General features: G+C 54.5%; 12 protein-coding genes. 5 read left to right on the plus strand and 7 right to left on the minus strand.

Annotated elements, in window-relative coordinates:
- Positions 1-16: 16 nt before the first annotated feature.
- The 6 genes from HV127_RS06220 to zapB all read right to left on the minus strand — a co-directional run bounded on the left by HV127_RS06220 (position 17) and on the right by zapB (position 6,004).
- Positions 17-1,057: an ADP-ribosylglycohydrolase family protein gene (locus HV127_RS06220; protein ID WP_182235325.1), complete on the minus strand. Its 1,041-nt coding sequence runs from the start codon at positions 1,055-1,057 to the stop codon at positions 17-19.
- Between the two features lie 9 nt (positions 1,058-1,066).
- Positions 1,067-2,026, minus strand: coding sequence for an aminoimidazole riboside kinase (locus HV127_RS06225; RefSeq protein WP_182235326.1), 960 nt, complete (start codon positions 2,024-2,026; stop codon positions 1,067-1,069).
- Between the two features lie 10 nt (positions 2,027-2,036).
- Positions 2,037-3,371, minus strand: a complete 1,335-nt coding sequence (locus tag HV127_RS06230; protein ID WP_182235327.1) for an MFS transporter — start codon at positions 3,369-3,371, stop codon at positions 2,037-2,039.
- Between the two features lie 268 nt (positions 3,372-3,639).
- Positions 3,640-4,401: a CDP-diacylglycerol diphosphatase gene (locus HV127_RS06235; protein WP_182235328.1), complete on the minus strand. Its 762-nt coding sequence runs from the start codon at positions 4,399-4,401 to the stop codon at positions 3,640-3,642.
- A gap of 217 nt (positions 4,402-4,618) precedes the next feature.
- Positions 4,619-5,608, minus strand: a complete 990-nt coding sequence (locus HV127_RS06240; RefSeq protein ID WP_112216051.1) for a sulfate ABC transporter substrate-binding protein — start codon at positions 5,606-5,608, stop codon at positions 4,619-4,621.
- Between the two features lie 150 nt (positions 5,609-5,758).
- A complete protein-coding gene (gene zapB / locus HV127_RS06245; protein ID WP_110276935.1) occupies positions 5,759-6,004 on the minus strand; it encodes a septal ring assembly protein ZapB in 246 nt (81 codons plus the stop codon).
- Between the two features lie 443 nt (positions 6,005-6,447).
- On the opposite strand from zapB, the gene HV127_RS06250 reads away from it, so the two are divergent.
- Both HV127_RS06250 and glpK read left to right on the plus strand, forming a co-directional pair.
- Positions 6,448-7,299 (plus strand): MIP/aquaporin family protein, encoded by an 852-nt coding sequence (locus HV127_RS06250; protein WP_181484418.1) that lies wholly within the window; start codon positions 6,448-6,450, stop codon positions 7,297-7,299.
- 21 nt (positions 7,300-7,320) lie between these two features.
- Complete coding sequence (gene glpK / locus HV127_RS06255) at positions 7,321-8,832, plus strand: glycerol kinase GlpK (RefSeq protein ID WP_182235329.1); 1,512 nt, start codon at positions 7,321-7,323, stop codon at positions 8,830-8,832.
- A 113-nt stretch (positions 8,833-8,945) separates the two neighbouring features.
- Here glpK and gltS read toward each other — a convergent pair whose 3' ends face one another.
- Entirely contained in the window at positions 8,946-10,148 is a 1,203-nt protein-coding gene (gene gltS / locus HV127_RS06260; protein WP_182235330.1) for a sodium/glutamate symporter, read from the minus strand.
- A gap of 286 nt (positions 10,149-10,434) precedes the next feature.
- On the opposite strand from gltS, the gene xanP reads away from it, so the two are divergent.
- The 3 genes from xanP to HV127_RS06275 all read left to right on the plus strand — a co-directional run bounded on the left by xanP (position 10,435) and on the right by HV127_RS06275 (position 15,536).
- Positions 10,435-11,826, plus strand: coding sequence for a xanthine/proton symporter XanP (xanP, locus tag HV127_RS06265; RefSeq protein ID WP_110276931.1), 1,392 nt, complete (start codon positions 10,435-10,437; stop codon positions 11,824-11,826).
- A gap of 145 nt (positions 11,827-11,971) precedes the next feature.
- Positions 11,972-13,687 (plus strand): AsmA family protein, encoded by a 1,716-nt coding sequence (locus HV127_RS06270; RefSeq protein WP_182235331.1) that lies wholly within the window; start codon positions 11,972-11,974, stop codon positions 13,685-13,687.
- A gap of 289 nt (positions 13,688-13,976) precedes the next feature.
- Positions 13,977-15,536, plus strand: a complete 1,560-nt coding sequence (locus HV127_RS06275) for a PTS transporter subunit EIIC (protein ID WP_182235332.1) — start codon at positions 13,977-13,979, stop codon at positions 15,534-15,536.
- The last annotated feature ends 9 nt before the right edge of the window (positions 15,537-15,545 follow it).

Here is a 15,545-nt window from a genome sequence, read left to right on the forward strand (position 1 = left end):
CGGCAGGGTGAATTCGCTACCCTGCGATTTGCCTGGCCAGTTCTGCCAAATCGAAATGATTCATACGATCCAAGGTCGTTAAATAATCGGCGGGAAAAGCCTCCACGCCATGGAATGCGCCGGAAATCGCCCCAACCATAGTGGCGACGGTATCAGTATCATTGCCGATATTAACGCCGGAGATAATAGCATCTACGGCAGAATTCGGACAACACGCGAACAGGCCAAAGGCGGCGGGTACCGCTTCACTGACGTGCAGCCCGGAGCCAATAATATCAGCAATGTCCACTATCGCCGTTTCCCAATGGCGATGACGTTTAGCGATATCCACGGCCAGCTCAATGCGTCGGGCAACGGAAGGTCCGGCGACCATCATCGCCCCTTGTTCCTGCGCCAGCAGATAGCCTCTTTGCGCACCGTAGATACCGGCAGCAATGATGCTGCCTGCATCGGTCTGCGCTCTTAAAGCCTCGCTGGTTGCCGCCGCCATCGCCGCGGCGCCTGACATCGCCAGCACGTTGTTATGGGTAAATCGACAAATCTGCAACGCACATTGAATTGCCGCGTCGATATTACCAGGATGCAGCACAGCCGCTGGCCAAATCTTCATGGCCGCGCCGTTGGTTGCTTCCGCGTTACCTTTATTAATGATCTGTACCGACTGTTTTTCGCCTTCCAGCTCTCCCTGCAAAGAGGCGCGATTGTCGTTAAAGATCGCTTTCATCGCCGCGCGCGTCGTGGGCCCCGTAAAGTTGGCGTAGTAAGGATAATCCAGCCACTGCTGGAAGGCCTCGCGCATCGCTTCGTCGCTGACCTCACGCTGATGGCGCAGCAGCGCGTCCATAATGTACTTAGCCTGAATAAAATCATCCGTGCACATGCCCGCTTCATTGCAGCGGCCAAAAGTATCGGCTGGCGGTTTTTGAAAGGTCGTCACCCAACCGCCAAAATAGTCTTTTATTTGCTGCTGGGTGCGTACTTCCGTCGCTGCTCCCATCGCGTCTGCGGCGGCGGCGCCAACCAGGCATCCCAGTATTTTGTTTTGATCAACGTGCATGATGACTCCTTATTTCACGGTCATGGCTTGTGCCAGCGAATGGCTGGAAAGAAAAGTATTGAGCTGCTCGGGAAACGGCAGTGCGGTCATTGCCCCTTTTGCCGTCACCGCCATTGCGCCGCAGGCATTGGCATTGCTGATGGCTTCTGCCAGTAGGGCATGATCCCAGCAATTTGCGCGGGAAAGGGTGAACAGCAGGCCGCCGACGAACGCATCACCCGCTCCGGTGGTGTCGATGACCCCAACGTGTGGTGCTGGAAAACAGAACTCACCTTCAGGGTTAATCAACAGCGCGCCATCAGCGCCTAATGAGATGATGGTGGTGTCGCAGCCCAGATCGCGCAGGTAATAACGCGCATCCTGCCAATGGCTGGCGCCGCTCAGTTGGCAAAGTTCATCTGCCGAGACTTTACAGATAGAGGCAAGCGCGGCGGACCGGGCGATCAGTTGCGGTATTTCACCGGTATCCCGCCACATCTTGCTGCGTAGATTGACGTCAAACAGTACGTAGCCACCCGCTTCACGCATTCTTCTCGCCCCCTCAAGGCACGCCTCACGGGCGGGGCTGTCGGTGAGGCCAATTGAGCTAAAGTAAAACCATTCGTGCTGCCTGAACGGCGGCAGATCCTGCGGCGAAACGTAGGTATCGGCACCTGGATGCACCAGATAGGTAAAGCTGCGTTCCCCGTCAGCCGTCAGGTTGACGATTAGCACCGCGCTGGTCAGGGCCGTATCCATGCGTAGAAAAGAGACATCCACGCCGTTATCCTGAAAAACCTGACGCAGAAAACGCCCGGCATCATCATCGCCAAGACAGCCGATAAAGCCACACTCTCCGCCCAGCCTGGCAACGCACACTCCCACGTTCGCCGATGCGCCGCCGGGGCATTTCAGGTAGCTATTCTGTTTTTCCGGCACCAGATCGACGGAGGCATCACCGATAACCCAAACCTTATTCAGAACGTTCATTCGCGCCTCCTTATGCCTGTTTCTGCGCCAGAGAAAGCTGAATATCACGATAATATTCATTGTTAATTAGATACTTTTTCATAAGCAGCCCAACCGCAAGGTGGAACAGAGCTGGAATCAGCGTCATCATCAGCGCAATACCCGTTAACGAACGTGCGCTCTGTTCAACATCGGCCTGATAACCAAAATGGCTTAGCAGGAATCCCAGCACGCCGCCCGCAACCCCCATACCAAATTTCTGGAAGAAAAGAATGCCGCCAAACGCGAGGCCGGAAACGCGCAAACCCGTTTTCTTTTCTCCGTAATCCACCGCTTCAGCGATAGAGGACCAGAACACCGGCATTTGCATGTCGCAGAAGAAATTAATGAGGAAATAGAATGTAAATGCCAGCACGAGATTTTCACGACCGACGCAGAAATACATCAGCGCGCTCAGAACAAAAGTGACGAGCTGGGTATAGCGGAACATTTTAATTTTGTCCCAGAACTTGGTTATCCAGGTGGTGGCAATCATCGCCAGAATGGAAGCGATAACGCCGGTGGTCAGGAACGGTGAAATCAGGCTGTCTCCACCATTGAGATAATACTTAGCGTAATAAGCCGCGACGGAACCGCGAATAACATAACCGCACATCAGCAGCAAAATAACAACGCCGAGAATAATCCACTGATCGTTACGTAACAGATACTTAAACTGCTTTCCTACTGATAACGACGTAATTTCCGGTTCGCTGCGTTCGCGAGTGGTGAGAAAACAGAAGATAAACAGCAGCGCACCCATTGCCCCCATTAAGCCCATCGAAAACTGATAGCCCAAAGCCTTATTACCCTGCCCCAGCCAGACGGCAAGCATCGGTACCACAATAGTCACCAGGAAAGCGGCAATTTTGGTCATCACAAAGCGATAGCCGTTTGCGCTAAGCCGTTCAACGGGATCGCTGGTAATCACGCCAATCATCGAAATATAGGGGATGGTGATAGCGGTATACACCAGAGTCATAAGAATATAGGTGCCATAGGCCCACGCCAGTTTGGCCATATAAGCCATATCAGGCGTAATAAACATCAAATAAACGGCGAAGCCGAAGGGGATAGCAAACCACAGCAGCCACGGGCGATAGCGCCCCCAACGGGTATTGAGCTTATCGGTGAGGATACCCATAGCCGGGTCAATAATGGCATCAATCATTCGGACAACCACAAACAATACGCCAACATCAGCGGCGCTCAGGCCGTAGATATCGGTATAGAAATAGGCGAGCAGCAGCTGCATGGCAATAATTACTACGTTTATTGCCATATCCCCTGCGCCGAAACCGATTTTTTCCACAATAGAAAGTTTCATGTTGATATTCCTTTACGCTTAGCAGCGCAAATCTGGTGAACAATTAATGATGTCACTACATGAAATAAAAACGTTTTTATAAATAAGCCATCCGACAAGCGCTCTGTGGTGGCTATGAGAAGAGTGTAACGATTCCCAAAAAGATATAAAGGTATACCTTTATATCTTTTGATCGGTTTCACATAATTTTACGCACAGGATCTTACCCCGATTTCAAACCGGGATAAGAATCAACAAGATAATGGAAAGGAGAGTAGTGCGAAGAAAACTAGCGATCCGTCAAAATCGCGCAGTTATGATCCTGAATCTCTTCCGCCGATGCGCGATTGAGGGTCAGCAGGTTACGCTCGGTTGCTAACAGCACCAGCGAGCCATCACTCTGCTTCGCCATCGCCAGCGCAAAACGGCCCATATGCTCACGCGCTTCCGGTACTTCTTCCGCCAGCATCAGGAATGGGCTGCGCTGCGCCAGCTCCGTTTCAGTAACCCGGCGAGCCAGATATTCATGGCCCATTAACCCACCAGGCAGCGGCAACCAGCGGCTACTAATGACGGAAGCCTCTTTGTCCAGTTGAGTACGAACATCAGGCCGTAAACAGGAGATATGGATATGGAAATGATTTTGCGTGCGTCCGCTGCGCGAATTAATTGTCAATGAGACCGCATCATCCGATACGGCAGAGCCACGATGCTGGCTCATGATTTCACGCCCCTGCCAGGCCTGCCAGAAGAAATTCGGCGTCAGTGGATCAAGCAGCAGCGGGCTTTCGGTGCCGTTGATACGGTAGGTTGGCATCAGCAGATATTGCAGCGGGCCATTGCGGTCTTTGAACAGGACATAGCCGCCCTTGAGGTTGACTTCCGCACAGGGCGCGGGATTTTGATTCTGCTGTTGGTTGGGGACGCACTGTTGCAGAACAATTTTCCGCAACGCGTCAGGGTTGCCGGAATGGAGCCAGTAGTAGCCTCCGGCCACCGCCGCCAGAACCACCACCAGCAGTACCAATAAAAGGTATCGTACTCTTCGCATTATATTTTCCTGTCTCAGCCGGAACCGGAAGAGTAGCGCAGTTTAATGACTAAATGAAAACAGGAAGAGGTACGGGATCTTTTTCCCGGAGACGGCGCTTGACGCGCCTGTCCGGGCTAACAGACTACTCTGCCCCGGGTCGCGGCTTACGCCTTACCCGGGCTACAAGAGCTGTAGCCCCGCTAAGCGCTGCGCGAGCGGGGAATGGAAGTGATAATTAACGCTGGCTAATCTGGTCGAAGGTGCCGCCGTTGGAGAAGTGTTCCTTCTGCGCTTTGGTCCAGCCGCCAAACTCTTCATCGATAGTGAACAGTTTCAGTTTCGGGAATTCATTGGCGTATTTTTTCGCCACATCCGGGTCACGTGGGCGATAGAAGTTCTTCGCCGCAATCTCCTGGCCTTCCGGCGAGTAGAGATACTTCAGATAAGCGTCCGCCACCTGGCGAGTGCCTTTTTTATCGACCACTTTATCGACGACCGAAACGGTCGGCTCGGCCAGAATCGATTCGCTCGGGGTCACGATTTCAAATTTATCTTTGCCCAGTTCGTTCGTTGCCAGCAGCGCTTCGTTTTCCCAGGCAATCAGCACGTCGCCAATCCCACGCTCTACGAAGGTATTGGTCGAGCCACGTGCGCCGGAATCCAGCACTTCGACGTTCTTAAACAGCGCTTTCACGAACTCCTGAGCCTTAGCCTGGTCGCCGTTGTTCTGGTGCAGCGCGTAGCCCCAGGCCGCCAGATAGTTCCAGCGCGCGCCGCCGGAGCTTTTCGGATTCGGAGTAATCACCGATACGCCCGGTTTAATCAGGTCGTTCCAGTCATGAATTTGTTTCGGATTGCCCTTACGCACCAGGAACACGATGGTAGAGGTATACGGCGCGGAGTTATCCGGCAGGCGTTTGAGCCAGTTTTTGTCGATCCGACCACGTTCAGCAATCGCATCAACGTCATAAGCCAGCGCAAGGGTTACCACATCGGCCTCAAGGCCGTTGATCACCGAGGTCGCCTGCTTGCCGGAGCCGCCGTGGGATTGACGAATCACCACGTTATCGCCGGTTTCCTGCTTCCAGTGCGCGCTAAACGCTTTGTTGTACTGTTCGTACAGCTCGCGCGTCGGATCATAAGAAACATTTAATAGTTGAATGTCTTTTGCCAGAACGCTGGCGGATGCCAGCAACAGAGTTAACCCTACGCCCCACTTATTCATCGCACCGCTCTCTTTATGTCGTGTTGTGATGAATTAAGCGTGCCAGAAAGCGAACCAATGATTAAAGAATAAAAAAAGATTGGCTATAACTTGTGAGTATATATGACGAGGAGAATTTGCCCCCTCCCGGACGGGAGAGGGCGAGAAGCATTATACTTCTTCCATGCGGCCCAGCAGCGCCTGCAGACGATCCTGCCAGCCCTGCTGTTGTTCTTTCAGCTGACCGTTTTCACGCTCCAGCTCTTCACGACCGTGCTGTGCGCTTTGTACTTCCTGCGCCAGCGTGTTGTTCTTTTCTTTCAGCTCTTCGATTTCCATCTGTAACAGAGTGATGGTATCAATCGCCTGCTGGACTTTAGATTCTAATTTCTCAAACACTTCTAATGACATCGTCATACCTCTCCTGAACTTGCAAGGCGTTGATAGAAACCGTCCGTTTCGTATACGCGTTGACGCCTTAACGAAAATTAGCGCACTACCGTGGTGATGTAGTCGATTGTATGAAGCCCCGCCGCCCCTGTCCAGCGACAACCCGCGTAGATTGCGGTTTGCGACACTTTTCGGCCTTTACCTGGTTCGTTCACCGCTTTTTCCCGTTACTTTTTCGTAATTGTTAATCAATGGGTTAAAAAAATGAGTGGTGAAACGCACCCGCAAATGACCGAATACGCGTTTATGGCGCGAAAACGCTCATTTTCTTGACGTAGTACACACATTTGAATTTCGATATTTCTCGTTTTTGTTCGTTAACGATAAATTAACACTATGCCTACATGGCAGCGTGGTCGCCTGCGACCTTCACACATACAATAATCATCACTACGCTTCAGGATTCGATTATGAGCCAAACATCAACACTAAAAGGCCAGTGCATCGCAGAGTTCCTCGGTACCGGGTTGTTGATCTTTTTCGGCGTTGGGTGCGTCGCTGCACTTAAGGTCGCGGGAGCCAGCTTCGGTCAATGGGAAATCAGCATCATCTGGGGTCTGGGCGTCGCTATGGCGATTTACCTGACCGCAGGGGTTTCCGGTGCGCACCTTAACCCAGCGGTCACCATCGCGCTGTGGCTGTTTGCCTGCTTCGACGGACGTAAAGTTGTTCCTTTTATCATTGCGCAATTCGCTGGCGCCTTTTGCGCTGCGGCTTTAGTTTACGGGCTTTATTACAATCTTTTCTTCGATTTCGAACATAGCCACAATATGGTGCGCGGTAGCGTCGAAAGTCTTGAGCTGGCTGGCATTTTCTCCACTTACCCGAACCCGCATATCAATTTTGTGCAGGCCTTCGCGGTAGAGATGGTGATTACCGCTATCCTGATGGGCGTCATTCTGGCGCTGACCGATGATGGCAACGGCGTGCCACGCGGCCCGCTGGCACCGCTGCTGATTGGTCTGCTGATCGCCGTTATCGGCGCATCCATGGGCCCGCTGACCGGCTTCGCCATGAACCCGGCACGCGATCTCGGACCGAAAACCTTCGCCTGGCTTGCTGGCTGGGGTGATGTCGCCTTCACGGGTGGCAAAGATATTCCTTATTTCCTGGTGCCGCTGTGTGCGCCAATCGTCGGTGCTGCGCTAGGCGCATTCTGCTACCGCAAGCTGATTGGCCGCCACCTGCCTTGCGACACCTGCGTTGTCGAAGAGAAAGAAGCCTCATCCTCCTCTACAACGCAACACAACGCTTCGCTGTAATCTGACTACGGGACTCATACTATGACCGACAAAAAATATATCGTAGCGCTCGACCAGGGCACCACCAGCTCCCGCGCCGTTGTAATGGATCACGATGCCAATATCGTCAGCGTCTCTCAGCGAGAATTTGAACAAATTTATCCGAAGCCCGGCTGGGTTGAGCACGACCCGATGGAGATCTGGGCGACCCAAAGCTCCACATTGGTAGAAGTGCTGGCAAAAGCCGATATCAGCTCCGATGAAATCGCCGCAATCGGCATCACCAACCAACGTGAAACCGCTATCGTGTGGGAGCGCGAAACCGGTAAACCGATTTATAACGCGATTGTCTGGCAGTGCCGTCGTACCGCTGAAATCTGCGAGCAGCTCAAGCGCGACGGTATGGAAGAGTACATTCGCAAGGCCACTGGCCTGGTGGTTGACCCGTACTTCTCCGGCACCAAAGTGAAATGGATCCTTGACCACGTCGAAGGCTCACGCGAACGCGCTAAGCGCGGCGAGCTGCTGTTCGGTACCGTGGACACCTGGCTTATCTGGAAAATGACCCAGGGGCGCGTGCACGTCACTGACTACACCAACGCCTCGCGTACCATGCTGTTCAACATCCACGAGCTGGACTGGGACGACAAAATGCTCGACGCGCTGGATATCCCCCGCGCCATGCTGCCGGAAGTACGCAAGTCTTCCGAAGTGTACGGCCAGACCAATATCGGCGGTAAAGGCGGCACGCGTATTCCGATCGCCGGTATCGCGGGCGACCAGCAGGCGGCGCTGTTCGGTCAGCTGTGCGTTAAAGAAGGGATGGCGAAAAATACCTACGGCACTGGCTGCTTCATGCTGATGAACACCGGCGAGAAAGCGGTGAAATCTGAAAACGGCCTGCTGACGACGATCGCCTGCGGCCCGCGCGGCGAAGTGAACTATGCGCTGGAAGGTGCGGTGTTTATGGCAGGTGCATCCATCCAGTGGCTTCGCGATGAGATGAAGCTGATCAGCGACGCGTTCGATTCCGAATATTTCGCCACCAAAGTGAAAGATACCAACGGCGTATACGTGGTCCCGGCATTTACCGGCCTCGGCGCACCGTACTGGGACCCGTACGCCCGCGGCGCAATCTTCGGCCTGACCCGCGGCGTGAACTCTAACCATATTATTCGCGCCACGCTGGAGTCGATCGCCTATCAGACCCGCGACGTGCTGGAAGCGATGCAGGCTGACTCAGGGATCCGTCTGCACGCTCTGCGCGTCGACGGCGGCGCGGTGGCCAACAACTTCCTGATGCAGTTCCAGTCCGACATTCTCGGCACCCGCGTAGAACGCCCTGAAGTGCGCGAAGTCACCGCACTGGGTGCTGCCTATCTGGCCGGTCTGGCGGTGGGTTTCTGGCAGAATCTGGATGAGTTGCAGGAGAAAGCAGTTATCGAACGTGAATTCCGCCCGGGGATTGAAACTACCGAGCGTAACGTTCGCTATAGCGGCTGGAAGAAAGCGGTAAAACGCGCGTTAGCGTGGGAAGAGCACGACGAGGGGTAAGAGCTGGAGGTATTCCCGGCTTGCGGCGTAAACGCCTTAGCCGGGCTACAAAACCCCAAACAGCACGATCTTGTAGCCCGGACAGGTGCGCAGCACCGCCTCCGGGTTTTTTATCAGCCAAACATCGGCAACAGCAGATACAGCTTAATGACCAGCGCGTTAACGATATCAATAAAGAACGCACCCACCATCGGCACCACCAGAAACGCCATGTGCGATGGGCCAAAACGGTCGGTAATCGCCTGCATATTGGCAATCGCCGTCGGCGTCGCGCCGAGGCCAAAGCCGCAGTGCCCGGCGGCCAGAACGGCGGCATCGTAGTTTTTCCCCATCATTCGATAGGTCACAAACACCGCATACAGCGCCATTGCCACCGTCTGCACCGCCAGAATAGCAATCATCGGCAGCGCCAGCGACGCCAACTCCCACAGTTTCAGGCTCATCAGGGCCATCGCCAGGAACAGCGACAGGCTGACGTTACCCAATACAGACACCGCGCGATCGAACACGCGATACAGCCCCAACGCCGACAAACTGTTGCTGAGGATCACGCCGATAAACAGCACGCAAACAAAGGTCGGCAGCTCGAATACGGTTCCCGCCAGCAGTTGCGCAACGAACTTACCTACCGTCAAACAAATGGCAATTAACGCGATACTCTCAATCAGCACCAGCGAGGTGATCATGCGCCCCATTTCCGGCTTTTCAAACGCGGTCGGTGCAACCTGATCGTCCGGCGTGCCGTCCGGTGAGGAAGAGTGCTTAACCAGATAGCGCGCCACCGGGCCGCCGATCAGGCCGCCAAGCACGAGGCCAAAGGTTGCGCAGGCCATCGCCACTTCGGTAGCGTTGGCGAAACCATAGCGCTCGACAAACAATTTACTCCACGCCGCGCCGGTGCCGTGACCGCCGGAAAGGGTAATGGAACCCGCCAGCAGCCCCATCAGCGGGTCGAGGCCCAGCAGCTTCGCCATGCCGATACCGAGGGCGTTTTGCAGCAGCAGCAGTCCCACGACAACGATCAGGAACGTACCCACCACTTTGCCGCCAGCCCGCAAGCTGGCGAGGTTGGCGTTCAGGCCGATGGTGGCGAAGAACGCCAGCATCAGCGGATCTTTCAGGCTCATATCGAAATCAATTTCGATATCCATGCTTTTCTTTAGCGCCAGTAAGGCCAATGCCACCAGCAGGCCACCCGCAACGGGTTCAGGAATGGTATATGTCTTCAGGAAAGGGACGGTTTGAACGAGTTTTCTACCCAGTAGCAGCACTAATGTTGCGGCAACGAGCGTCGATAAGGTATCGAGATGAAACATAAAAAGAGCTCCTTATAGGCGCATGATCCATTCACACGCGACGGTATTCCCGGTGTCGATTGCTTCTCATCATGAGTAATCGGGAGGGGATTTTAAGCAGAAGTACGGAAAAAATGACAGAAAAAGATATTTTGTAGGGATATTGATGCGATCAAGCATACAAAATGTTAATAATTTTTCTAAGCCTATTCCCTGTATAAATATTTATCGCTAAAGAGTGGCAAACGTTTGCTTTTGGTCTACAGTCCGATAAAATCCCCGCTTTGCCACCTTTGGGATTGTTGTGATGTCCGTTAACACCGCAGAGTCAGAAAATGCGCAACCGGTTGCGCATAAGCAAGTCAGCGAATTAATCTACCGCCTTGAAGACCGCCCACCGCTACCGCAAACTCTGTTCGCCGCTTTCCAGCACCTGCTGGCGATGTTTGTCGCAGTCATCACCCCGGCGCTGTTAATTTGCCAGGCTCTGGGCCTCCCGGCTCAGGATACGCAACACATCATCAGCATGTCTCTGTTCGCCTCCGGTGTCGCATCCATTATTCAAATTAAAGCCTGGGGCCCGGTTGGCTCCGGGCTGCTCTCAATTCAGGGCACCAGCTTTAACTTCGTCGCGCCGCTGATTATGGGCGGTACCGCGCTGAAAACCGGCGGCGCCGATGTCCCAACCATGATGGCTGCACTGTTCGGTACCCTGATGCTGGCCAGCTGCACGGAAATGGTCATCTCCCGCGTACTGCACCTCGCACGGCGCATCATTACCCCGCTGGTCTCCGGCGTGGTGGTGATGATTATCGGTCTGTCGCTGATTCAGGTTGGCCTCACTTCTATCGGCGGCGGCTACGCGGCCATGGCTGATAACACCTTCGGCGCGCCGAAAAACCTGCTGCTGGCGGGTATCGTGCTGGCGCTGATTATTATCCTTAACCGCCAGCGCAACCCCTATTTGCGCATCGCCTCGCTGGTGATCGCCATGGCAGCGGGTTATCTGGCAGCCTGGTTCCTCGATATGCTGCCAACCAATACCGCGCCAACCGACAGCAGCCTGATTATGGTACCCACGCCGCTTTACTACGGCCTGGGCATCGACTGGAATCTGCTGCTGCCGCTGATGCTGGTCTTTATGATTACCTCGCTGGAAACTATCGGCGATATCACCGCCACCTCCGACGTCTCCGAGCAGCCGGTTTCCGGCCCGCTATATATGAAGCGTCTGAAGGGCGGCGTGTTGGCTAACGGCCTGAACTCGTTCGTCTCGGCAGTATTTAATACCTTCCCGAACTCCTGTTTCGGGCAGAACAACGGCGTGATTCAGTTGACCGGTGTCGCCAGCCGCTACGTCGGTTTTGTGGTCGCGCTGATGCTGATCGTGCTCGGCCTGTTCCCGGCGGTAAGCGGCTTCGTGCAACATATCCCTGAGCCGGTACTCGGCGGCGCAACGTTAGTGATGTTCGGCACCATCGCCGCCTCCGGCGTGCGCATCGTCTCCCGCGAACCGCTGAACCGCCGCGCGATCCTGATTATCGCCCTGTCGTTGGCCGTAGGCCTTGGCGTTTCCCAGCAGCCGCTGATTCTGCAGTTCGCCCCTGACTGGCTGAAGAACCTGCTCTCCTCCGGTATCGCTGCCGGTGGTATCACGGCAATCGTGCTGAACCTGGTTTTCCCGCCAGAGAAAAACTAATCCTGCCTGATGCCCTGGCCGCGTGATGCTGGCCGGGGCATGTACATCATCCACCTCACATCATCTCATTACACAATTCCTGTCTTGAGGATTGCGCATAATTCGGGCATAACAGCCTTATGTGCCTCGCTCAGGATCGAAGATCATGAAATTTCTCGGAAAGCTGATTCTCTGGCTGCTGATTGCCCTGCTGGTGGTGATCATTGCGGTTTATTTCCTGCTGCAAACCCAGTGGGGCGCACGCCAGGCCAGCGCCTGGCTAAGCGACGGTACCGGCTGGAAGGTCTCTTTCAACAAAATGGACCACAATTTCTCCTCGCCAATGCACCTGCAACTGCAAAACGTCACCCTTGGTCGTGACGGCAAACCGGCGACGCTGGTGGCTAAAACGGTGGATATCGGCTTTAGCAGCCGCCAGTTTAGCGACCCACTGCATGCCGACGAGATAGTCCTCAGCGATGGCACCCTGAACTTCTCGCCTTCATCAGCAGCCTTACCGTTCGCCGCCGACCGCCTACAGTTGCGCAACATGGCGTTTAACAGTCCGGAAAGCGACTGGGATCTCAGCGCTCAGCGCGTCACCGGCGGCGTCAGCCCGTGGGCACCGGAAGCGGGCAACGTCCTCGGTAAAAAAACGCAGATTCAGATGAGCGCGGGGTCGATGACGCTGAACGGCATCGAAGCCAGCAATGTGCTGATTCAGGGGAGTATCGATAACGGTGAAGTGGCGCTCTCGACCATCGGTGCTGATGTTGCCCGCGGCACGATGACCGGGACGGCGAAACGCAACGCCAACGGCGGCTGGCAGGTCGATAATTTACGCCTCAGCGAGATCCGCCTGCAAAGCGATAAATCGCTCGCCGACTTTTTCACGCCGCTCACCACGCTGCCTTCACTACAGATTGGCCGTCTCGATATGACCGATGCCAGCCTGCAAGGGCCTGACTGGGCGGTAAGCAGCCTCGATCTTAACCTGCGTAATCTCACTCTCAGCCATGGCGACTGGCAAAGCCAGGATGGCACCCTGTCAATGAATGCCAACGAGTTTATTTACGGCTCGCTGCATTTCCTCGACCCTATCCTGAATGCCGGATTTTCGCCGCAGGGTATCGCGCTGCGTCAATTCACCTCACGCTGGGAAGGCGGGATGGTGCGCACTTCCGGCAACTGGCTGCGTGCCGGACATGCTCTGGTGCTGGATGACGCCGCGTTCGCCGGTCTGGAATATACGCTGCCGGGCAACTGGAAACAGCTGTGGATGGAGCAACTGCCGGAATGGTTACAGAGCCTGACCCTGAAGAAGTTCAGCGCCAGCCGCAATCTGGTCATTGATGTTGAACCTGAATTCCCGTGGCAGATCACCGCCCTCGACGGCTACGGCGGCGAACTGCAGCTGGTGAAGGACCGCAGTTGGGGTATATGGAACGGCAGCGCAACGCTGAACGCCGCTGCCGCCACCTTTAACCGCATTGACGTTCGCCGCCCATCGTTGAAGCTCAGCGCCAACGCCTCGACGGTGAACGTTAACGAGCTTAGCGCCTTTACCGAGCGCGGTATCCTGCAAGCCACCGCGGCGGTATCGCAGCTTCCGCAGCGCCTGGTCAACCTGAGCCTGAACGGCCGCGGCGTGCCGCTGAATATTTTGCAAGCCTGGGGCTGGCCAGCGCTGCCGGTTTCCGGCGATGGTAACGTGCAGCTGACCGCCACCGGCAGCGTGCTGGCGGATGCGCCGCTAAAACCGACCGTCAACGGTCAACTCAGTGCAATTAATATGGAGAAGCAGCAGGTTGCACAGGTGATGCGCAACGGGGAGGTCACCAGTGCCCAGGCTCCTGCTGCTCCGGTAATTTCTACACCCTAGTTTCCCCTCACCCTAACCCTCTCCCGCCGGGGAGAGGGAACCGCCCTCTGCGCTCTTTATTTTTTAAGTACCTTTTTTATACCCGCACCGATCGGCCCCCTCTCCCTTCCAGGGAGAGGGATGGGATGAGGGTAATATTCCCGCAGATGAAACCTGTTGCCATTTTGCGGCTATTTGTACCTATTTCCCGCAACCTGTTCCTTTCAAATAGCGGACTTGCTATAACAAAAACACTGGAAGTCAAAAAAATAATTAAAGTCCCTGAACCTACAAAAATAAAGGAACAACCATGTCTGTAATACGCCAACGTATTATGGAGAATATGCAAAAATTCTCCAGGGCAATGATCGGCGCAGTATTGTTCTTGCCGGTCATCGGCCTAATTCTGGCACTCAGTTCTGTCTTAACCAACCCGACGTTAATTTCTGAGACCAGCTTTTTACACCAGCTCGGGCAGCTTCTTGGTGACACCTTCTGGCCATTATTTGGCAACCTCGGTTTATTATTTTGCGTTGGCATCAGTTACGGCCTGGCGAAAGATAAAAAAACTGAAGTGGCGCTGGTTGCGGTCATGTGCTTTATCATGTTTCTCGGTGCCAACCATTCGTGGCTGGAGCACACCAACGGCCTCGCAGAAAAAATTAACGGCGAATATTACGGCACCGGACAAACCCAGCTATTGGGTTTTGTGGTCGTCGATATGGGGATATTTCTCGGGATTATTCTCGGCTGCACCATCGCCTGGGTACATAACAAAGTGTCGACCATCGAACTGCCCGGCGCACTCTCCATGTACGGTGGCGCGAAGTTAACGCTGGTGGCGATGACGCCGGTCGTCATCTTCTATGCTATCGCCTTTACCTGGTTCTGGCCGTTTATGACCCACGGTATCGCGGCGCTGACCGGGTTTATGAAAAACGCCGGCGTGGCGGGGGTCTTCGTCTATGGCTTCTTCGAAAAATTCCTTATTCCTACCGGCCTGCACCACTTCGTCTGGTCGCCGTTCCAGCTCACGCAAATCGGCGGTTCACTGAGCGTCGACGGGCAGGTAGTTTCCGGTACTCAGGCCATTTTCCTCGCCTATATGCGCCACCCGGATCTCACTCCGGTGATGAACGAAGCTTTGCGCTTCTCGCAGCAGGGAATGACCACCATCTTCGGCCTCGCCGGTGCGTCGCTGGCGTTCTACCACACGGCGAAACCGGAGAAAAAAATGATGGCCAAAGCAATCCTGCTGCCCGCCATTATTACCTCGATGCTGACCGGTATCACCGAGCCCATTGAGTTTACCTTCCTGTTTGTTTCACCGCTGCTGTGGGTGATTCACGCCACCTTAACCGCGGCCTCACAGGCAATTTGCGACATCTTTACCGTTCGTCCCTGGGGCGCATCCGGGCTGATTGAATTCCTGATTTACAACCTGCCGCTACCGGCTTCCTTAACACGCTGGCCAGGCTATGTACTTATCGGTATCGGTCAGTTTGCCGTCTACTACGTTATCTTCCGCACTCTGGTGGTTAAGCTAAATCTCAAAACGCCGGGTCGTGAAGACGATGAAAACGTGAAGCTATATAGCAAAGCGGATTATCGTAAAAAAATGGGCGAACCGCAGACGGTGACTAATGAAATTATCAATGGCTTAGGTGGTAAAGAAAATATTATTTCCGTCGACAACTGTTTCACCCGCCTGCGCGTCGCAGTTCATAATATGGAACTGGTTGACGATGCCATATTAAAAAGCACCGGCGCAAATGGCGTAGTACGAAATCGTAATGAAGTTCAGGTTATTTACGGCGTCAAAGTGGGACAGGTTCGTTCCCGGGTTGATAGCTGGCTAGCAGAAAATTAATTGGGAGTT

Origin of the sequence: Klebsiella sp. RHBSTW-00215 (assembly GCF_014103785.1) — a bacterium.
Taxonomy (GTDB): Bacteria; Pseudomonadota; Gammaproteobacteria; order Enterobacterales; family Enterobacteriaceae; genus Klebsiella.

Excerpts from the sequence above, each read along its gene's own strand:
- HV127_RS06220 (WP_182235325.1), bottom strand. The coding sequence starts at position 1,057 with ATGCACGTTGATCAAAACAAAATACTGGGATGCCTGGTTGGCGCCGCC.
- HV127_RS06225 (WP_182235326.1), bottom strand. The coding sequence starts at position 2,026 with ATGAACGTTCTGAATAAGGTTTGGGTTATCGGTGATGCCTCCGTCGAT.
- HV127_RS06230 (WP_182235327.1), bottom strand. The coding sequence starts at position 3,371 with ATGAAACTTTCTATTGTGGAAAAAATCGGTTTCGGCGCAGGGGATATG.
- HV127_RS06235 (WP_182235328.1), bottom strand. The coding sequence starts at position 4,401 with ATGCGAAGAGTACGATACCTTTTATTGGTACTGCTGGTGGTGGTTCTG.
- HV127_RS06240 (WP_112216051.1), bottom strand. The coding sequence starts at position 5,608 with ATGAATAAGTGGGGCGTAGGGTTAACTCTGTTGCTGGCATCCGCCAGC.
- zapB (WP_110276935.1), bottom strand. The coding sequence starts at position 6,004 with ATGACGATGTCATTAGAAGTGTTTGAGAAATTAGAATCTAAAGTCCAG.
- HV127_RS06250 (WP_181484418.1), top strand. The coding sequence starts at position 6,448 with ATGAGCCAAACATCAACACTAAAAGGCCAGTGCATCGCAGAGTTCCTC.
- glpK (WP_182235329.1), top strand. The coding sequence starts at position 7,321 with ATGACCGACAAAAAATATATCGTAGCGCTCGACCAGGGCACCACCAGC.
- gltS (WP_182235330.1), bottom strand. The coding sequence starts at position 10,148 with ATGTTTCATCTCGATACCTTATCGACGCTCGTTGCCGCAACATTAGTG.
- xanP (WP_110276931.1), top strand. The coding sequence starts at position 10,435 with ATGTCCGTTAACACCGCAGAGTCAGAAAATGCGCAACCGGTTGCGCAT.
- HV127_RS06270 (WP_182235331.1), top strand. The coding sequence starts at position 11,972 with ATGAAATTTCTCGGAAAGCTGATTCTCTGGCTGCTGATTGCCCTGCTG.
- HV127_RS06275 (WP_182235332.1), top strand. The coding sequence starts at position 13,977 with ATGTCTGTAATACGCCAACGTATTATGGAGAATATGCAAAAATTCTCC.